This window comes from Marinobacter sp. L-46 (assembly GCF_056859535.1).
The window spans coordinates 26,454-44,392 of the sequence record NZ_JBSXOP010000049.1; the positions used below are offsets into that span (position 1 = coordinate 26,454).

Consider the following 17,939-nt stretch of genomic DNA (forward strand, 5'->3'; position numbering starts at 1 on the left):
AGTACATCATTTTGCAATAGAGATACTGGCAACATGTACCCTGATCACTTTGACAAAGAAGACCTGATCCGCTGTGGCCATGGCGAATTATTCCCTGGCGCCATGCGCCTGCCCATCGACGAAATGCTGATGGTCGACCGCATTACCCACGTGGGCGCCGATGACGGCCTTTACGGTAAGGGCAGTCTGGTGGCAGAACTGGACATCAACCCGGACCTCTGGTTCTTCAAGGTTCACTTCGAAGGCGACCCGGTAATGCCGGGCTGTCTGGGCCTCGACGCCATGTGGCAGCTGGTCGGTTTCTTCCTGGCCTGGAGCGGTGGCGAAGGCAAGGGCCGGGCACTGGGTGCCGGCGAAGTGAAATTCTTTGGTCAGGTCCTGCCTGACAACAAAAAGGTAACCTATTACCTGGATATCAAGCGGCTCATCCGCCGCAAGCTGACCATGGCCATTGCGGATGCCCGCATGGAAGTGGACGGGCGGGAAATCTATACCGCCAAGGACCTTCGGGTTGGCCTGTTCACCTCTACAGATGACTTTTAGGAGTTAGAACGATGCGTCGCGTAGTTATTACCGGCATGGGGATTGTCTCCAGCCTTGGCAACAACCAGAAAGAAGTCGCCCAGTCCCTTCGTGAATCCCGCTCAGGTATTGCCTTCAGCGAGGAAGCCCGGGACAACGGCCTGCGCAGCCACGTTGCAGGCAAGATCGACCTGAACCTGTCCGAGCTGATCGACCGCAAGATCTGGCGCTTTATGAGCCCGGCGGCAGGCTACTGCTACCTGGCAGCCAAAGAAGCCATCGAGCAGGCAGGCCTGACCGACGAGCAGCTGCGTGCCAACACCACGGGCGCCGTATTCGGCACCGGTGGCGCGTCCACCGTGGAACTGCTGGATGCGATCGACACCCATCGCGACAAAGGCATTCGCCGGGTAGGCCCTTACCGGGTTCCCCGCACCATGGGCAGCGCCATCAACGCGTCCATCACCACGGCGTTCGGTATTACCGGCATCAACTACGGCATTACCTCTGCCTGCGCGACCAGTGCCCACTGTATCGGCCACGCGGCTGACCAGATCGCCCTGGGCCGCCAGGATGTGATGCTGGCCGGCGGTGGCGAAGACATCCACTGGACCCTGAGCCTGATGTTCGATGCCATGGGCGCACTGTCCACCAAGTACAACGACACGCCGGAACAGGCCTCGCGCACCTACGATGCAGACCGTGACGGTTTCGTGATCTCCGGTGGTGGCGGCACGCTGGTACTGGAATCCCTGGAACACGCAGAAGCCCGCGGTGCCACCATCCTGGGCGAACTGGTCGGCTTCGGTGCCACCTCTGACGGCGCCGACATGGTTGCCCCGAGCGGTGAAGGCGCCATTCGCTGCATGAAACAGGCCATGGCCAACATCGACGGCGAAATCAGCTACATCAACACCCACGGCACCAGCACCCCGGCTGGCGACGTAACCGAGCTGAAAGCCCTGAAGGAAACCTTCGGGGACAAGATTCCACCGCTGAGTTCCACCAAGCCCCTGTGCGGCCACGCCCTGGGTGCCGCCGGCGTGCATGAGGCAATCTACAGCCTGATCATGCAACGGGAAGGCTTTATTGCCCCGTCTGCCAACATCCAGAACCTGGATGAAGGTGCCGAAGGCTACCCCATCGTTCGTGAACGCATGGACAACCAGAACATGGACCTGGTGATGAGCAACAGCTTCGGCTTCGGCGGCACCAACGCCACCCTGATCTTCAAGAAGGTGTGATCAGGACAGCCTGAGTGAGCGGTATTCAGCCGGCGGAGTGCCCATCCAGCGCTTGAACGCCCGGCTGAATGCACTCAGCTCCGAGAAACCAAGCTGTTCGGCGATTTCTACCAGCGGCTTGGTTTTATCCTTCATGTAAGTCAGTGCCTGCTCTCGGCGCACTTGCTCCAACAAGGCTGCAAACGTCAGTCCCTCTTCGCGCAACTTTTTGTGCAGGGTGTAGCGGCTCATATTCAACTGCCCGGCCACCGTTTCCACACCTACCTTTCCCCGCTCCAACTGAACCCGGATCAGCTTACTTACCCGAATACTCAGGGAACGCTTTGAATTTTCAGGCCTTACTGGCTCTGACGCCATGCTGGTTCCTCCTGCTATTTCATGCTGGCCCAATCTGCAAACTCCATCAGCGTACACATGTTAGCCGAAACTGATCAATAAGACCTTTGAGCGAGATCAATGGCACAACCACCTATTTGCGGCAAACTTCCGTTTTTTCATAATGCCCTCACTGCACCCGATCAATTTCTGAACAACCCGGAGATACCATGACCTTCCCGGAACTGCTTGCGCCCGCCGGCACCCCCGAACACTTGGAAACCGCCTTTGCCTACGGTGCCGATGCCGTGTACGCCGGCCAGCCAAGGTACTCCCTGAGAGTAAGAAACAACAGTTTCAAAGACGTTGCAGCCCTGGGGGCAGGGATTGCACGGGCCCACGAACTGGGTAAACAGTTCTACCTGGTTTCCAACATCGCACCCCACAACGACAAGGTGCGCAGTTACCTGAGAGACCTTGCCCCAGTGCTGGAGCAAAAGCCGGATGCCCTGATCATGTCGGACCCCGGGTTGATCATGCTGGTACGGGAAAACTGGCCGGACCAGGCCATCCACCTGTCGGTGCAGGCCAACGCCGTAAACTGGGCCACCGTGGAATTCTGGCGCCGCCAGGGCATCAACCGGGTGATCCTGTCCCGGGAGCTGGCCCTGAACGAAATCCGCGAGATCCGTGAGAAAGTGCCGGAAATGGAACTGGAAGTGTTCGTACACGGCGCCCTGTGCATGGCCTACTCCGGCCGCTGCCTGTTGTCTGGCTACATGAACCACCGGGACGCCAACCAGGGCGCCTGCACCAACGCCTGTCGCTGGAACTACAAGCCGGTTCAGCACAGTCACGACCAGACCGGCGACCTGATCGCCACCTCTGCCGACAGCGTAGAAACCTTCGAACCCAAAGAAATCCTGCTGGAAGAACCCAACCGCCCGGGCGGATTCATTCCCGCCTACGAAGACGAGCACGGCACCTACATCATGAACTCCAAGGACCTGCGTGCCATCCAGCATGTAGCCGAACTGGTGAACATGGGCGTGCACTCCCTGAAAATCGAAGGCCGCACCAAGAGTACCTACTACGTGGCCCGCACCACCCAGGTGTACCGCAAGGCCATAGACGATGCCCTGGCCGGCAAGCCCTTCGACATGCACATGATGGACGAACTGGAAGCGCTGTCTAACCGCGGCTACACCGAAGGCTTCCTGCGCCGCCACGTGCCCCAGGAATACCAGACCTACGAACAGGGTTCGTCCTATCTGGGCACCCAGCAGGTGGTGGGCACCATCAGCGACGCGGACGAGCAATGGCTCACCATCGACGTGAAGAACAAATTCGCGCCGGGCGACCAACTGGAACTGATAACCCCGGCCGGCAACCTTCACTTCCGTGCCAACGCCATGGAAAACCGCAATGGTGAAGCCATGGAATACGCACCGGGCAGCGGCCACTTTGTGCGCATTCCCAAGCCGGAAGGCCTGCCTGAATCCCTGCAATTCAGCTACCTGACCCGCATCCTGCCGGCCGGTTAACGCATCCGGAAGGCTTCCTGGTGGAAGCGCACCCGTCCCGGCCAAAGCCTCCGCAGCCCTTTGCGGAGGCTGTCCGCCATCCCTTGTGGCCCGCAAAACCATACTTCTGCTCGCTCACCGCGGGCGGCATCCGCAGCCAGAGCCTCAGCCGTCAGCCTGCCACTGGCCCCACCATGCAGGTGCAGATCAACCCCCGGACGGGCCGCGCACAGGGATTCCATCCGAGCCACGAACGGATCATGTCCGGGATCTGTCACGCAGTAGTGAATATCAGCCCGAACCTCATCCTCGCCTCGCGAATCCAATGACTCCAGCCAGGCCAGAAACGGTGTAATACCAATTCCGCCTGCTACCCAGATCTGCCGAACACCGGCCCTGGCCCGATCAAGCTGGAACCGGCCATAGGGGCCTTCCACTTTCACCGGATCTCCTGCAACCAAACGACCTGACAGCTTTTGCGTGTAATCTCCCAGAGCCTTGATGGCAAAGGTCACAGTCTTGTCGCCACGGTCTGCACTGGCGATCGTAAACGGGTGATGCCCCTCAAACCGGTCAAAGATCACAAAAGCAAACTGGCCGGCACGATGCCCGCGCCAGGTATCAGCCAGCTTGCAAGTCACCTCGAGAATATCGCGGGACACCCGCTCTACCGAAATCACCGTTCCTTCGCTTGAGCGCCCGGCCCCGATACGCCCCGTCAGCGACCAAACGCTGGCAACGCTGCCCGCTACAAACAAGACCGCCATCAACCACCCCAGTGGCCCTTGCCAATACCCGGCAGGAGCAAGCACCACCGCATGGAACACTACCAACAGATACAGCGCAGGCATTGCGCGATGCAACGGCCGCCACAAACGGTAGGAAAACTGACGCCACAGGCTCAGCAACAACATGGCGAACATCAGATAAATAACAAACTCACCCAGGTCTTCGCCAAGATCCCGGAGCCCGCCCGGAAACGCCGAGAACTCATCGGCATCCAGCCGGGCGCCACGGCCCGCTAGATTCTCGAAAAGGTCCTCCGACATTTCCAGCAACCAGTGCGCTGCGGCAAACAAAACCGCCATAATCCCGCCCCACTTGTGCAGACGATAGATCTTATCCATGCCCCCGAGCGGCTTTTCGAGCCAGGCCGGACGCGTCGCCAGCACCATGACCATCGACATCAACGCCACCGAAAGCAGGCCACTTAGAAACAGGCTTTCCAGATACACAGCCCAGACAGTGGAACCGGCATCCGGATAGCCCGGAGCCATTAGCTGATACGCCCAACCAACGGTTACCAAAGCGATTACACCAACAAGAACAAGCAACATGATTCAGCTTCCCCAGATCCCTCACAGAAGGCGGATTGCCTTCCGCAACCACAGCCTGCAACAGGCCGCCTGAACCTTCGCTGAGCAAGGCGTTAATGTTCCATTCATCTGGGGCTGAAAGGCTGACTAAGGTATAATCCTTACACGACCGATTTAATACCTGACTAAATTACTCTGGTATTGTATAATCACTCGCCAGAAACAACGGGAAACCGGGCAAAGCGCCCAGTCCTCCCGCCACTCAGGCACCAAGCCCCAGATGAGAGAATTACGGAGCGACGATCATGGCGACCACCGATAAAGAGGTGAAAGAGCTGATCAAACGGGAATACGAACACGGATTCGTGACCGAAATTGAATCCGACACCTTCGAACCCGGCCTCAACGAAGACGTAATCCGCCGCCTGTCCGAGATCAAGCAGGAGCCGGAGTTCATGCTGGAATGGCGCCTGAAGGCCTACCGTCGCTGGCTGGAAATGGACGAGCCGGAATGGGCCCACGTGGACTTCCCGAAGGTGGACTACGATGCCATCTCCTACTACTCCGCGCCCAAGAAAAAAGAAGACATGCCCCAGAGCCTGGACGACGTTGATCCGGAGCTGCTGCGCACCTATGAAAAACTGGGAATCCCCCTGCACGAACGGGCCAAGCTGGCCGGTGTAGCGGTTGATGCGGTCTTCGATTCCGTTTCGGTAGCCACCACCTTCAAGGAACCGCTGGAAAAAGCCGGCGTGATCTTCTGCCCCATTTCCGAGGCAGTACAGAAGTATCCGGAACTGGTGAAGAAATACCTGGGCAGCGTAGTCCCGGCCGGCGACAACTACTTCGCCGCCCTGAACTCCGCCGTATTCTCCGACGGCTCCTTCGTTTACATCCCGAAGGGCGTTCGCTGCCCCATGGAACTGTCCACCTACTTCCGGATTAACGCCGCCAACACCGGCCAATTCGAACGTACCCTGATCATCGCCGAAGAAGGCAGCTACGTAAGCTACCTCGAAGGCTGCACCGCCCCCATGCGGGACGAAAACCAGCTGCACGCAGCGGTGGTAGAACTGGTCGCCCTGGACGACGCCCAGATCAAATACTCTACCGTACAGAACTGGTACCCGGGCGACGAAAACGGCAAAGGCGGCATCTACAACTTCGTCACCAAGCGCGGCGCCTGCATCGGCAAAAACTCCAAGATCTCCTGGACCCAGGTAGAAACCGGCTCCGCCATCACCTGGAAATACCCGAGCTGCGTACTGCGTGGTGAGAACAGCGTAGGCGAGTTCTACTCCGTCGCCCTAACCCACAACTACCAGCAGGCCGACACCGGCACCAAGATGATCCATCTGGGCAAAAACACCCGGAGCACCATCATATCCAAGGGCATCTCCGCCGGCCGCAGCTCAAACGCCTACCGCGGCCTGGTGAAATTCGGCCCGGGTGCAGAAGGTGCGCGTAACTTTACCCAGTGCGACTCGCTGCTGATCGGCGACCGCTGCGGCGCCCACACCTTCCCGTACATTGAAAGCAAGAACAAATCGGCCATCGTGGAACACGAAGCCACCACCTCCAAGGTCAGCGACGAGCAGATGTTCCTGTGCCGTCAGCGCGGTATCGACCCGGAGCAGGCAGTGTCCATGATCGTGAACGGTTTCTGTAAGGAAGTGTTCAAGGAGTTGCCGATGGAGTTCGCCGTGGAAGCCGGCAAGCTTCTGGAAGTCAGCCTTGAAGGCTCCGTTGGTTAACGAGACGGCATACACACAAGTATCCCGGAAGGGACACCCTGATGGCTGACTCCCCCATACTTGGGGCAGGAAAAGAATTCAGACGGTTAAAAAGAGAGAAGCGTACAAATGCTGAGCATCAAAAACCTGCACGCCTCCGTTGAGGGCAAAGAAATCCTCAAGGGTATCAACCTGGAGATCAAAGCCGGGGAAGTTCACGCCATCATGGGCCCGAACGGTTCCGGTAAGAGTACCCTGTCACAGGTTCTGGCAGGCAACGACGCATTTGAAGTCACCAGCGGCGAAGTCACCCTCAACGGCGACAACCTGCTGGACCTGGAAACCGAAGAGCGCGCCCGCGAAGGCATCTTCCTGGCATTCCAGTACCCGGTGGAAATCCCCGGCGTAAGCAACCTGCAGTTCCTGCGCACCGCCGTAAACGCCATGCGCAAGCACCGGGGCGAAGAAGAAATGAACGCCGCCGAATTCATGAAGCTGGCGAAGGAAGTCTCCAAGCAGGTAGACCTGGACCCGGCTTTCCTCAAGCGCGGCGTGAACGAAGGTTTCTCCGGTGGCGAGAAAAAGCGTAACGAAATCATGCAGGCCCTGCTGCTGCAGCCGAAACTGGCCATTCTGGATGAAACCGACTCCGGCCTCGACATCGACGCCCTGCAAGTCGTATCCAACGGCGTCAACGCCCTGCGTGCCGAAGACCGCGCTATCCTGATGGTGACCCACTACCAGCGCCTGCTGAACCACATCGTGCCGGATTACGTGCACGTACTGGCCGGCGGCAGAATCGTCAAATCCGGCGGCCGCGAACTGGCCCTGGAACTGGAAGAAAAAGGTTACGGCTGGTTGGGCATCAAAGACGAAGACACCAGCAACTGATCAGGAGGCCGCGGAATGAAATCTGTACCTATGCTTTCCGGCGCTTTCCTGCAGCCGGCCGGGCAATCCCTGCCGGAACCTTTGCTGGCACTGCGTAACGAGCGGGCTGCAGCACTGGCCGACATGCACATGCCGACCCGGAAAACCGAAAACTGGAAATACTCCAGCAAGTACCTGAAGCTGACCGAAGACATGGCCGCCACCCTGCCGGCTACCGGAAAGGCCAGCAGCCTGGACGTACCCGGTTACCGGATTGTGCTCAACAACGGTGCAATCAACCGCGCCGACAGCCAGTACCCGGACCAGGGCGGCATCACCGTTCAGCACTTCAGCGACCTGGATGCGGACGACGCCAGCGCCCTGGCGCAGAAACTGGGCAGCACCCTCGATGCAGAGCAAACCCAGTTTGCCCAGATCAACAGCGCCCGCTTTGAAGACGGCCTGCTGATTCGCCTTGGCGCCAACGCGGTGCTGGACAAGCCCCTGTTCATCATCCATGAAACCGCTGCCTCCCAGAATGGATCTGCCTTCCCGCGCATTTTTGTCGAGGCCGGCACCAACAGCCAGATGACGCTGGTGGAAGCCTATGTTTCCGAAGGGGATTCTGCGGCCCTGGTTGATACCGTTACCGAATTCCAGCTGGCTGATGGCGCCAACATCACCAGCATTCGCCTGACCATGGAAGGCGAAACCGTGCAGCACATTGGCGCTACCGGCGTACTGCAACAGCGCAACTCCCGCTTCGAGAGCCACTGCGTAGGCTTCGGCGGCCCGCTGCGCCGGCACGACCTGCAAGTTCGCCTGGAAGGCGAAGGTGCGGAAACCAAGCTCAATGGCGTGGTGGTTACCCAGGGTAAACAGCACTACGACAACCACACCTCCATTGACCACGTAGCCGCCCACTGCAACAGCGAAGAGACCTACCGCAACATTGCTGCGGACCAGTCCCACGCGGTGTTTAATGGCCGGATTCATATCCACCAGGACGCTCAGAAGTCCAACGCGGATATGAACAACAAGAACCTGCTGCTCTCCAACGGTGCCGAGATCGACACCAAGCCGGAGCTGGAAATCTACGCGGATGACGTCAAGTGCGCCCACGGAGCTACCATTGGCCAGCTGGATGAAACTTCCGTGTTCTACCTGGTTTCCCGAGGCATCGGTCGCCGGCAGGCCAACGTATTGCTGACCATGGCGTTCATCAACGAGCTGGTCGAGCAGATTCCGGTAGAAGCCGTGCGAGACACCGCCCAGGCGCGGTTGAATGATTTCTTCGATCAAACCTTTCAGGAGGCCTGAGCGGCATGACCGATCTGTCTGTGGCAACCAACACCACCTCGCCGGCATTTGATGTGGAAAGCATCCGCCGCGACTTCCCGATCCTGGCACAGGAAATCAACGGGAAGCCCCTGGTGTATCTGGACAACGGCGCCTCGGCCCAGAAGCCCGTCGCCGTGCTGGATGCCATGGACCGCTACTATCGGGAAATGCACTCCAACGTGCACCGAGGCGCCCACACCCTGGGCGACCGGGCCACGACCGCCTTTGAGGGTGCCCGGGAAGTGGTTCGCCACTTCCTGAACGCACCCGGCACCAACGAAATCATCTGGACCCGCGGCACCACCGAGGCCATCAACCTGGTGGCCAACGGCCTGGCCCCGCGCCTGAAAGCCGGCGACGAAATCCTGGTCAGCCATATGGAGCACCACGCCAACATCGTGCCCTGGCAGATGGTGGCCGAGCGTACCGGCGCCCGGGTGGTTCCTGTACAGGTGACCCCTGAAGGCGAGCTGGACCTGGACTCTTTCAACAGCCTGCTGAACGAGCGCACCCGGGTACTGGCCCTTACCCACGTCTCCAACGTGCTGGGAACGGTAAACCCGATTGCGCCGCTGATCGAGCAGGCGAAGAAACAGGGTGTGATCACCCTGATTGACGGGGCCCAGGCCGTGCCCCACTTCAAGCCGGATGTGCAGGCACTGGACTGCGACTTCTACGTGTTCTCTTCCCACAAACTGTTCGGCCCCACCGGTATTGGTGTGCTGTATGGCCGCGCAGAACTGCTCGAAGAGATGCCCCCGTACCAGGGCGGCGGCGAAATGATCGAGCGGGTATCGTTCGAGCGTACCACCTGGAACGTGCTGCCCTACAAATTTGAAGCCGGCACCCCGGCCATCGCCGAAGCGGTTGGCCTGGCGGCAGCCATCAATTACCTGGACAGCCTGGACCGCAAGGCCATGGAAGCAGCCGAAAACGCCCTGCTGGCCCGTGCCAACGAGCTGGTGGAAACCGTGCCCGGCATGGAAATCATCGGTACCGCGAAACAGAAAGTACCGGTGATGTCGTTCAAGATCGCCGGCCTGCACCCCAGCGACATCGGCACCCTGCTGGACCAGCAAGGCATTGCCATCCGCACCGGCCATCATTGCGCCATGCCTCTGATGGATTTCTACGGAGTACCCGGTACAGCCCGGGCTTCATTTGCGTTCTACAATACGCTGGAAGAGGTCGAGAAATTATTCACCGGCCTGCAGAAGATCCAGCGCCTGTTTGCCTGAGGAGGTGGAAACATGACAGCCGAAGTCTTCACCCCGAACACCGTGAACGTGACCATGACCCCGACAGCGGTCAAACACATTCGCAAACAACTGGACAAGAAACCGGAAGCCAGGGGCATTCGCCTGGCCATCAAAAAGAGTGGCTGCTCCGGCTTCAAATACGAAACCCAGTGGGTAGAAACCCCCGAGCCCGACGACCGCATTTTTACCATCGACGGCGTGGATGTGTACGTAAAGCAGGAACACCTGCCCCTGGTGAATGGCATTGAAATCGACTTTGTCACCGAAGGCGTGAACTCCCTGTTCCGCTTCCGCAACCCCAACGCCACGGCGGAATGCGGGTGCGGCGAGAGTTTTACGGTGGCTTAAAGACCAATACTTTTGCCACGAAATCCACGAAAGAACACGAAATAAAGATTAAAGAAAAAAGATTAGGGATTTTTGCCACGGACACTCACGGAATCACACGGACAACAACAAAGCAGTTCTTATCTTTTGTCCGTGAGCGTCAGCGAGTGTCCGTGGCCCAAAAGCATTTAATTTTTTCGTGTTCTTTCGTGGATTTCGTGGCAAGAAATAGCTTTAAAAAGGCTGATTGAGCATGCAAGAACGGGAAGTCGTACTGACAAAGCGCGAAGTGGAAGCCCGGCTGGTGCCTTCCGGTACGGAGATCATGATTCCGTCGGACACCTTCGTGACCATCACCCAGTCCCTCGGTGGTACGTTTACCGTGGCGGTGAACGGCAACCTGGCCCGGATTGAAGGCCACGACGCCGATGCGCTGGGCAAACAGCCCCTGGAAAGCAGCTTCGAGACCCCGGAAGACGGCACGGTTAACGAAAACCAGGTGTGGGAAGCCCTGCGTAACTGCTACGACCCGGAAATTCCGGTGAACGTGGTGGATCTGGGCCTGATCTACGACTGCCAGATCCAGAACGGCACCGAAGACGGCAACCACGTGTACATCAAGATGACCCTCACCGCGGCTGGCTGCGGCATGGGGCCGGTCATCACCAACGATGTACAAACCAAGGTGGAGCATGTGCCCAACGTGGACAAAGTGACCGTAGACCTCACATTTGATCCGCCCTGGAACAACGATATGCTCACCGACGAAGCCAAGCTTGAACTGGGAATGCTATGACCGCCTGCAAGGAACAGTTTCTCGAGAACCCTATCGGCACCAAGACCACCCTGGAAGACGTTCTGGACGCCTTCGAATTCCTGGATGACTGGGAAGAACGCTACGCCTACATCGTGGACCTGGGCAAACAGCTGCCGGCGTTTCCGGGTGAGGCCCGCATCGAAGAGAACTACGTTCACGGCTGCCAAAGTCAGGTCTGGCTAATCCATCATTATGATGAAGACAGTGGCAAACTGTTCCTGCTGATCGACTCCGACGCCATCATCGTGCGCGGCCTGGCCGCCATCATCCTGGTGGCCCTGAACGGCAAGACACCCCGCGACCTGCTCGCCACCGATATCGACGAACTGTTCGAGCAACTCGACCTGTTCCGCCACATCTCTCCCACACGCGGCAACGGCCTGCGTGCCATGGTTGGCAAGATCCGTGATATTGCAGCCACAGAAGCAGTCTGAGCCGGCTTAAACACAGGGTTTCCCATGCAAACCTATCTGGTAGGCGGCGCCGTTCGTGACCAACTTTTGGGCCTGAAGGTCAAAGACCGGGACTGGGTGGTGGTTGGCGCCACACCGGAGCAGATGAAGGCGCGGGGCTTCAAGCAGGTAGGTGCCGACTTCCCGGTGTTCCTGCACCCGAAAACCGGCGAGGAATATGCCCTGGCCCGCACCGAGCGCAAACAGGGCCGCGGCTACCACGGCTTTTCCGTGTACAGCGCGCCGGACGTTACCCTGGAAGAAGACCTCAAGCGCCGGGACCTGACCATCAACGCCATGGCGCAAACCGAAGACGGCCAGCTGGTGGACCCGTTCGACGGCCATGCCGATCTTGAACACAAAACCCTGCGCCATGTGTCCGAAGCCTTTGCCGAAGACCCCCTTCGCATTCTCCGCACCGCCCGTTTTGCCGCCCGCCTGCATCCGCTGGGCTTCAGCATCTGTCCTGAAACCATGACCCTGATGCGCCAGATGATTGCCGATGGCGAACTGGAACACCTGGTACCGGAACGGGTGTGGCAGGAAATCCAGCGGGCCCTGCATGAAAATGCGCCCACCGTATTTTTCGAGGTTCTTCGGGAACTCGGAGCCCTGGCGGTACTGATTCCGGAGCTGGAGGATGCAACCGTGTTCCGGGCCGGCGTTAAGGCACTGTCGTGCATTCACCACCAGCAGGGCAACACCGCCCAGCGCTTTGCCGCCCTTCTGGGTGCCGTACCTGAAGAACAGATCATTACCCGGGCGAAGGCCATGAAAAGCCCCAATGATTGCCGGGATATGAGCCGGCTGACGTGTCGGTTTATGGCCGAACTGTCCCGACACCCTGCAGACAGCCTTTCTGCAGAAGAGATCCTGGAACTGCTGGATACCGCAGATCTGTGGCGCCGCAGCGAACGCTTCGATGCCCTGCTCGACACATTGGCCTGCACGCTGCCGCAGGCACAACAAAGCATTCTGGAACACCTGCGCACCGCTGCAGGAGAAGCTACCGGTGTAAATCCGCAGAACCTGCTGAAACAGGGCTTCAAGGGCAAAGAGCTGGGCGAAGCAATCCGGAACGAGCGGCTGGCGCGTATCGCCCGGGTATTGAATCCATCATCCTGAGGACGTCGTTATGGCTGCTCCCGTTGTTCTGATCACCGGTGCTGCCCACCGCCTGGGCGCCCACACTGCCGAAACCCTCCATGGCCGGGGCTGGAATGTGGTCATCCATTACCGCAGCCGGCAGGAACAGGCCCGGCAACTGATCGACAAACTGAACCGGGAACGGGCAGACTCCGCCACTTCGGTGCAGGCCGACCTGACCAACCCGGAAGACCTCGCCCGTCTGGCAAAAACCGCCTGCAACCACTGGCAGCGGCTGGACGGACTGGTGAACAACGCGTCGGTGTTCTACCCCAACCCCACGGAAAACGCCACCGAGGACGACTGGCAGGGGATTATGGGCGCCAACCTGAAAGCCCCCTTCTTCCTGCTCCAGCACTGCCACCCGACCATGGTGGCTTTGGCGCCCCGACGCTTTACCGCTACAATGCCCGCCATCTATTTCAAACGAGGCGGGCCTGTTCCGAGCCTGCCCACTACAACGGAGATTTCCCATGCGTGATGTCGTGATCGTTGCCGCAAAACGTACCGCTGTCGGCAGTTTTGGTGGTGGCTTGTCCAGCCTGCGTGCCGACCAGCTCGGTACTGCCGTAATCAAGGCCCTGATGGAAGAAACCGGCATCGCCGGCGAGCAGGTGGGTGAGGTCATTCTCGGCCAGGTGCTCACCGCCGGTTGCGGACAGAACCCGGCCCGCCAGGCGGCCATCAACGCTGGCCTGCCCAGTTCGGTACCGGCCATCACCATCAACAAGGTGTGTGGCTCCGGCCTGAAGGCCGTTCATATGGCCGTGCAGAGCATCCAGTGTGGCGACGCTGAAGTGGTGATTGCCGGCGGCCAGGAAAGCATGAGCCAGGCCCCGCACGTGCTCCCCAACAGCCGTAACGGCCAGCGCATGGGTAACTGGAGCATGATCGACACCATGGTGAACGACGGCCTGTGGGATGCCTTCAACGATTACCACATGGGTATCACCGCCGAGAACATTGTTGAGAAGTACGGCATCAGCCGTGAAGAGCAGGACGCCTTTGCCGCCGCCTCCCAGCAAAAGGCGGTCGCGGCCCAGAACGCCGGCTACTTTGACGGCCAGATCGTTCCAGTCAGCATTCCCCAGCGTAAGGGCGACCCGATTGTGGTCGCCAAAGACGAATGCCCCCGCGATGGCGTTACCAGTGACAGCCTGGCCAAACTGCGCCCGGCCTTCAAGAAAGACGGCTCGGTAACCGCGGGCAACGCGTCATCCCTGAACGATGGCGCTGCTGCTGTTCTGGTGTGCAGTGCCGATAAAGCCCGGGAGCTGGGCCTGACTCCGCTCGCCACCATCAAGGCCCACGCCAATGCAGGTGTAGACCCCACCATCATGGGCACCGGCCCCATTCCCGCCAGCCAGCGTTGCCTGGAGCGGGCCGGCTGGAGCGCCGCAGACCTCGACCTGGTTGAAGCCAACGAAGCCTTCGCAGCCCAGGCGATCTCTGTAAACCGGGATATGGGCTGGGATACCGACAAGGTGAACGTGAATGGCGGCGCCATTGCCATCGGCCACCCGATTGGCGCTTCCGGCTGTCGTATCCTGGTCAGCCTGCTGCACGAAATGGCACGCCGCGACGCCAAGAAAGGCCTGGCCACCCTGTGCATTGGTGGTGGCATGGGTGTAGCCCTGGCCGTGGAACGCTAAGCCACGTGCTGCACGTTGTACTCTATGAGCCGCAGATACCGCCAAATACTGGCAACATCATCCGGCTCTGCGCCAACACCGGCTGCCAGCTGCACCTGATTGAACCTTTGGGCTTCTCCCTGGAGGACAAGCAGATGCGCCGGGCCGGGCTGGATTACAGCGAGTACGCCACGGTAAAGATCCACCCGGATTACGCCAGCTTCCTGGAAACCGAACAGCCAGCCCGGTTGTTCGGTCTCACCACCAAGGGTTCAAGGCAGTACCACGAAGTGGCCTTCGAGGATGGTGACTACCTGATGTTCGGCCCGGAAACCCGGGGCCTGCCTGTTGATGTGCGGGAAGCCCTGCCACCGGAGCACCGGCTGCGGGTGCCCATGCAACCACAAAGCCGCAGCCTGAACCTCTCCAACACCACCGCACTGGTGGTTTATGAAGCCTGGCGCCAGCTGGGTTTTCCCGGGGCGGTGTAGTGCAGTCAAAAGTTTACAGGCATAAAAAAACCGGCGTTGGCCGGTTTTTTTATGCTTCGAAGAACGACTGCAGCAATCAGTGCGTCTGCTCTTCCTTCGCTTCGCCTGCGGCTTCTTCCTGCTTGCGCTTGAGCGCCTGGGCGTAGATCGCATCGAAGTTCACCGGCGCCAGCATCAGTGCCGGGAAGCTGCCACGGTTAACGGTGGCGTCGATGGCCTCGCGGGCGTACGGGAACAGGATGTTCGGGCAGTAGGCGCCGAGCATCTGGCCCAGCTGGGCACCTTCAATACCGGCTACCAGGAACACGCCCGCCTGCTGGATTTCAACAATATAGGCGACCTTCTCACCTACCTTGGCGGTAACCGTCAGGGACAGAACCACTTCGTACTGGTTGTCGCTGAGCTTGTTGTGGGCGGTGTTCAGGTCCAGGTTCACCTGCGGCTTCCACTGCTCCTGGAATACCAGCGGCGAGTTGGGTGATTCAAAAGACAGGTCCTTCACATAGATGCGCTGAAGGGCGAACTGGGGTTGGTTCTGGTTTTCGTTGCCTGCGGCTTGCTGGTTCTCAGCCATGATCAGTCCTTTCGTTTTCGTAGGTCGGGCGCAGCCCGTTGTTATAGTCACGTGTGCCGGAACAGTCTAAACACAGGCCCCGGCAGGTAATGTGAAACAGTGCTTCAGATCGGCAATCAGATCAAGCCCTGTTACTTTTTCACCAGCGGAAGGTTGCTGGCTTTCCAGTCGGCGATACCACCGTTCAGGCGCACCACGTTGGTAAAGCCTTCTTCCTTCAGGTACTTGACCGCCATTGCAGAGTGCTGGCCCATCTTGTCGACCACGATAATCTGCTTGTCTTTGTGCTTGCTCAGCTCGTTGGCACGGCCCTTGATGCCACTGAGGGGAATGTTCAGGGAACCGGTAATACGACCTTCGCCGAAGTCTTTGCGGTCACGGATATCCACCACTACGGCTTCGTCTTTGTTGATCAGAGACACCGCACCCTGGGCGGAAATCTTGGCACCACCACGGCGCGACTCCAGCACCAGAAGCGCCAGCAGCAGCGCCACAAAAACAGAAACCAGAATGTAGTGGTTAACAACGAATTCGAACAAGCGATCCATGAAACTACCCTGAAAATTTGATTTGGCGGGATTATACACACCCCTGACGGCTCAAAGAAGGCAAGTGGCACGCGCCAGGGGCCTCCTTATATAGCAACAGTGCATCAGGGCCATGCAAAGCCTTGGCGCTGCGCGCGTGGCCTGCACAAATAAAAACGGTTACAATCTGCCCCACTTTTACCACGATTCCCTTGCAATCTGTTTTCGCAACCAACCGGACGACATGATGACCGACACGCGCAAGCCCACTGCACTGATTATTCTCGACGGCTGGGGCCACCGTGACCCGGCTGCAGACAACGCCATCTCCAACGCCCGCACTCCATTCTGGGACAAGCTCTGGCAGAATCAGCCGAAGACCCTCATCAACACTTCAGGCATGTTTGTAGGCCTGCCGCAGGGCCAGATGGGTAACTCGGAAGTAGGCCACATGAACCTCGGCGCCGGCCGGGTGGTGTACCAGAGCCTGACCCGTATCGACAAAGACCTGGAAGACGGCCTGTTCCAGAAGAACGAAGCCCTGTGCAACGCCATCGACAAAGCCGTGGCGAATAACAAGGCCGTGCACATCATGGGCCTGCTGTCTCCGGGCGGCGTTCACAGCCACGAAGACCATATGCTGGCAGCAGCGGAACTGGCCGCAGCCCGTGGCGCCAAGGAAGTCTATATCCACGCCTTCCTGGACGGCCGCGACATGCCCCCGCGCAGCGCCCGCCCGTCCCTGGAAAAAGCCGCCGCCAGGATGAAGAGCCTGGGCGTAGGCCGGGTAGCCACCATTGTTGGCCGCTACTTCGCCATGGACCGGGACAACCGCTGGGACCGCGTAGAAGCCGCCTATAACGCCATGACCCTGGGCGAAGCCGAGTTCACCTGTGACGACCCGGTAACCGCACTGGACCAGGCCTACGAGCGTGGCGAGAACGACGAGTTTGTAAAAGCTACCCACATCCGCGCCGAAGGCCAGCCAGAAGGCACCATCAACGATGGCGATTCCGTGCTGTTCATGAACTTCCGTGCCGACCGCGCCCGGGAAATGACCCGCACCTTCGTGGAGCCGGAGTTCGACGGCTTCGATCGCCGCAAGCACCCGGAACTGGCCGATTTCGTGATGCTCACCGAATACGCCGCAGACATCAAAACCTCCTGCGCCTATCCGCCCGAGCAACTGGCCAACGGCCTTGGCGAATACATGGCCAGCCAAGGCAAGACCCAGCTGCGCATTGCCGAAACCGAGAAGTACGCCCACGTGACCTTCTTCTTCAATGGCGGCCTGGAAACCCCGTTTGAAGGCGAAGACCGTATTCTGGTGCCCTCCCCCAAAGTAGCCACCTACGACCTGCAGCCGGAAATGAGCGCGCCGGAAGTAACCGACAAGCTGGTAGAAGCCATCAAGAGCGGCAAATACGACCTGATCGTGTGCAACTACGCCAACGGCGACATGGTTGGCCATACCGGTAAGATGGACGCTGCCGTCAAGGCCGCCGAGTGTCTGGACCAGTGCGTACAGCGAGTTGTGGAAGCGCTGGACGAAGTAGGCGGCGAAGCCCTGATCACCGCCGACCACGGCAACTGCGAGCAGATGACGGACCCGAAATCCGGCCAGGTTCACACCTCCCACACCATTGGACCGGTGCCGCTGGTTTATACCGGCCATCGCAACGTCAACCTTAAAGACGACGGCAGCCTGTGCGATATCGCACCCACCCTGCTGACACTGATGGGGCTGCAGCAACCTCAGGAAATGTCCGGGCACAGCCTGGCCGAGATCAACTGATCCGGCTTAAGGCAGATACCTTGAAGTATGTCCTCGCACTGGCGCTGGCTCTCGTT

The 17,939-nt window shown here is 59.3% G+C and carries 19 protein-coding genes; 15 read left to right on the forward strand and 4 right to left on the reverse strand.

All coding sequences use genetic code 11. The annotated features are described in order from the left end of the window. Positions 1–33: 33 nt before the first annotated feature. Both fabA and fabB read left to right on the forward strand, forming a co-directional pair. A complete protein-coding gene (gene fabA, locus AC13DJ_RS06500; protein ID WP_022989297.1) occupies positions 34–543 on the forward strand; it encodes a bifunctional 3-hydroxydecanoyl-ACP dehydratase/trans-2-decenoyl-ACP isomerase in 510 nt (169 codons plus the stop codon). A gap of 11 nt (positions 544–554) precedes the next feature. After that, positions 555–1,766 carry a beta-ketoacyl-ACP synthase I gene (gene fabB / locus AC13DJ_RS06505; protein ID WP_482934170.1) on the forward strand — a complete coding sequence of 404 codons (1,212 nt, stop codon included), beginning with the start codon at positions 555–557 and terminating at the stop codon, positions 1,764–1,766. On the opposite strand, the gene AC13DJ_RS06510 is transcribed toward fabB, so the two are convergent. Further along, entirely contained in the window at positions 1,767–2,123 is a 357-nt protein-coding gene (locus tag AC13DJ_RS06510) for a helix-turn-helix transcriptional regulator (RefSeq protein WP_022989295.1), read from the reverse strand. Between the two features lie 188 nt (positions 2,124–2,311). Between AC13DJ_RS06510 and trhP the strand changes: the two genes are divergently transcribed. Further along, positions 2,312–3,625 carry a prephenate-dependent tRNA uridine(34) hydroxylase TrhP gene (trhP, locus tag AC13DJ_RS06515; RefSeq protein WP_474540072.1) on the forward strand — a complete coding sequence of 438 codons (1,314 nt, stop codon included), beginning with the start codon at positions 2,312–2,314 and terminating at the stop codon, positions 3,623–3,625. On the opposite strand, the gene AC13DJ_RS06520 is transcribed toward trhP, so the two are convergent. After that, positions 3,622–4,941 (reverse strand): ferredoxin reductase family protein, encoded by a 1,320-nt coding sequence (locus AC13DJ_RS06520; RefSeq protein WP_482934171.1) that lies wholly within the window; start codon positions 4,939–4,941, stop codon positions 3,622–3,624. The two genes, trhP and AC13DJ_RS06520, sit on opposite strands and share 4 nt — an antisense overlap. Positions 4,942–5,225: 284 nt before the next feature. Between AC13DJ_RS06520 and sufB the strand changes: the two genes are divergently transcribed. The 11 genes from sufB to trmL all read left to right on the forward strand — a co-directional run bounded on the left by sufB (position 5,226) and on the right by trmL (position 14,987). Further along, positions 5,226–6,674, forward strand: a complete 1,449-nt coding sequence (sufB, locus tag AC13DJ_RS06525; RefSeq protein WP_058341736.1) for a Fe-S cluster assembly protein SufB — start codon at positions 5,226–5,228, stop codon at positions 6,672–6,674. A 108-nt stretch (positions 6,675–6,782) separates the two neighbouring features. Continuing rightward, positions 6,783–7,544 carry a Fe-S cluster assembly ATPase SufC gene (gene sufC / locus AC13DJ_RS06530; RefSeq protein ID WP_022989292.1) on the forward strand — a complete coding sequence of 254 codons (762 nt, stop codon included), beginning with the start codon at positions 6,783–6,785 and terminating at the stop codon, positions 7,542–7,544. A gap of 15 nt (positions 7,545–7,559) precedes the next feature. Beyond that, the gene (sufD, locus tag AC13DJ_RS06535; RefSeq protein ID WP_476130841.1) at positions 7,560–8,843 is read left to right on the forward strand and encodes a Fe-S cluster assembly protein SufD; all 1,284 of its coding nucleotides are present in this window, start codon (positions 7,560–7,562) and stop codon (positions 8,841–8,843) included. A gap of 5 nt (positions 8,844–8,848) precedes the next feature. Then, positions 8,849–10,102, forward strand: a complete 1,254-nt coding sequence (locus AC13DJ_RS06540; RefSeq protein WP_476130843.1) for a SufS family cysteine desulfurase — start codon at positions 8,849–8,851, stop codon at positions 10,100–10,102. 12 nt (positions 10,103–10,114) lie between these two features. Next, positions 10,115–10,471: a HesB/IscA family protein gene (locus AC13DJ_RS06545; RefSeq protein ID WP_474540068.1), complete on the forward strand. Its 357-nt coding sequence runs from the start codon at positions 10,115–10,117 to the stop codon at positions 10,469–10,471. A gap of 232 nt (positions 10,472–10,703) precedes the next feature. Next, positions 10,704–11,246, forward strand: coding sequence for a putative Fe-S cluster assembly protein SufT (gene sufT, locus AC13DJ_RS06550; protein WP_022989288.1), 543 nt, complete (start codon positions 10,704–10,706; stop codon positions 11,244–11,246). Continuing rightward, positions 11,243–11,701 (forward strand): SufE family protein, encoded by a 459-nt coding sequence (locus AC13DJ_RS06555; RefSeq protein WP_474540067.1) that lies wholly within the window; start codon positions 11,243–11,245, stop codon positions 11,699–11,701. Before sufT ends, AC13DJ_RS06555 begins: the two co-directional genes overlap by 4 nt. Positions 11,702–11,725: 24 nt before the next feature. Beyond that, positions 11,726–12,844, forward strand: a complete 1,119-nt coding sequence (locus tag AC13DJ_RS06560) for a tRNA nucleotidyltransferase/poly(A) polymerase-related protein (RefSeq protein ID WP_482934172.1) — start codon at positions 11,726–11,728, stop codon at positions 12,842–12,844. Positions 12,845–12,854: 10 nt separating this feature from the next. Next, positions 12,855–13,346: an SDR family NAD(P)-dependent oxidoreductase gene (locus AC13DJ_RS06565; RefSeq protein ID WP_474544305.1), complete on the forward strand. Its 492-nt coding sequence runs from the start codon at positions 12,855–12,857 to the stop codon at positions 13,344–13,346. After that, positions 13,339–14,517 carry an acetyl-CoA C-acetyltransferase gene (locus AC13DJ_RS06570; RefSeq protein WP_476130849.1) on the forward strand — a complete coding sequence of 393 codons (1,179 nt, stop codon included), beginning with the start codon at positions 13,339–13,341 and terminating at the stop codon, positions 14,515–14,517. Before AC13DJ_RS06565 ends, AC13DJ_RS06570 begins: the two co-directional genes overlap by 8 nt. Before the next feature lie 5 nt (positions 14,518–14,522). Next, positions 14,523–14,987: a tRNA (uridine(34)/cytosine(34)/5-carboxymethylaminomethyluridine(34)-2'-O)-methyltransferase TrmL gene (trmL, locus tag AC13DJ_RS06575; protein WP_476130851.1), complete on the forward strand. Its 465-nt coding sequence runs from the start codon at positions 14,523–14,525 to the stop codon at positions 14,985–14,987. A 76-nt stretch (positions 14,988–15,063) separates the two neighbouring features. On the opposite strand, the gene secB is transcribed toward trmL, so the two are convergent. Beyond that, complete coding sequence (gene secB / locus AC13DJ_RS06580; RefSeq protein WP_022989282.1) at positions 15,064–15,561, reverse strand: protein-export chaperone SecB; 498 nt, start codon at positions 15,559–15,561, stop codon at positions 15,064–15,066. Between the two features lie 131 nt (positions 15,562–15,692). Further along, positions 15,693–16,109 carry a rhodanese-like domain-containing protein gene (locus AC13DJ_RS06585; RefSeq protein WP_022989281.1) on the reverse strand — a complete coding sequence of 139 codons (417 nt, stop codon included), beginning with the start codon at positions 16,107–16,109 and terminating at the stop codon, positions 15,693–15,695. A gap of 226 nt (positions 16,110–16,335) precedes the next feature. On the opposite strand from AC13DJ_RS06585, the gene gpmM reads away from it, so the two are divergent. Further along, positions 16,336–17,883: a 2,3-bisphosphoglycerate-independent phosphoglycerate mutase gene (gene gpmM / locus AC13DJ_RS06590; protein ID WP_476130854.1), complete on the forward strand. Its 1,548-nt coding sequence runs from the start codon at positions 16,336–16,338 to the stop codon at positions 17,881–17,883. Positions 17,884–17,939 lie beyond the last annotated feature (56 nt).

What these genes read in the sequence shown, in the direction of transcription:
- secB (WP_022989282.1), bottom strand. Translation starts at nt 15,561, where the DNA reads ATGGCTGAGAACCAGCAAGCCGCAGGCAACGAAAACCAGAACCAACCC.
- AC13DJ_RS06540 (WP_476130843.1), top strand. Translation starts at nt 8,849, where the DNA reads ATGACCGATCTGTCTGTGGCAACCAACACCACCTCGCCGGCATTTGAT.
- fabA (WP_022989297.1), top strand. Translation starts at nt 34, where the DNA reads ATGTACCCTGATCACTTTGACAAAGAAGACCTGATCCGCTGTGGCCAT.
- gpmM (WP_476130854.1), top strand. Translation starts at nt 16,336, where the DNA reads ATGACCGACACGCGCAAGCCCACTGCACTGATTATTCTCGACGGCTGG.
- AC13DJ_RS06585 (WP_022989281.1), bottom strand. Translation starts at nt 16,109, where the DNA reads ATGGATCGCTTGTTCGAATTCGTTGTTAACCACTACATTCTGGTTTCT.
- AC13DJ_RS06565 (WP_474544305.1), top strand. Translation starts at nt 12,855, where the DNA reads ATGGCTGCTCCCGTTGTTCTGATCACCGGTGCTGCCCACCGCCTGGGC.
- AC13DJ_RS06520 (WP_482934171.1), bottom strand. Translation starts at nt 4,941, where the DNA reads ATGTTGCTTGTTCTTGTTGGTGTAATCGCTTTGGTAACCGTTGGTTGG.
- fabB (WP_482934170.1), top strand. Translation starts at nt 555, where the DNA reads ATGCGTCGCGTAGTTATTACCGGCATGGGGATTGTCTCCAGCCTTGGC.
- sufT (WP_022989288.1), top strand. Translation starts at nt 10,704, where the DNA reads ATGCAAGAACGGGAAGTCGTACTGACAAAGCGCGAAGTGGAAGCCCGG.
- sufC (WP_022989292.1), top strand. Translation starts at nt 6,783, where the DNA reads ATGCTGAGCATCAAAAACCTGCACGCCTCCGTTGAGGGCAAAGAAATC.
- AC13DJ_RS06560 (WP_482934172.1), top strand. Translation starts at nt 11,726, where the DNA reads ATGCAAACCTATCTGGTAGGCGGCGCCGTTCGTGACCAACTTTTGGGC.
- sufB (WP_058341736.1), top strand. Translation starts at nt 5,226, where the DNA reads ATGGCGACCACCGATAAAGAGGTGAAAGAGCTGATCAAACGGGAATAC.
- trhP (WP_474540072.1), top strand. Translation starts at nt 2,312, where the DNA reads ATGACCTTCCCGGAACTGCTTGCGCCCGCCGGCACCCCCGAACACTTG.
- sufD (WP_476130841.1), top strand. Translation starts at nt 7,560, where the DNA reads ATGAAATCTGTACCTATGCTTTCCGGCGCTTTCCTGCAGCCGGCCGGG.
- AC13DJ_RS06545 (WP_474540068.1), top strand. Translation starts at nt 10,115, where the DNA reads ATGACAGCCGAAGTCTTCACCCCGAACACCGTGAACGTGACCATGACC.
- AC13DJ_RS06510 (WP_022989295.1), bottom strand. Translation starts at nt 2,123, where the DNA reads ATGGCGTCAGAGCCAGTAAGGCCTGAAAATTCAAAGCGTTCCCTGAGT.
- AC13DJ_RS06555 (WP_474540067.1), top strand. Translation starts at nt 11,243, where the DNA reads ATGACCGCCTGCAAGGAACAGTTTCTCGAGAACCCTATCGGCACCAAG.
- AC13DJ_RS06570 (WP_476130849.1), top strand. Translation starts at nt 13,339, where the DNA reads ATGCGTGATGTCGTGATCGTTGCCGCAAAACGTACCGCTGTCGGCAGT.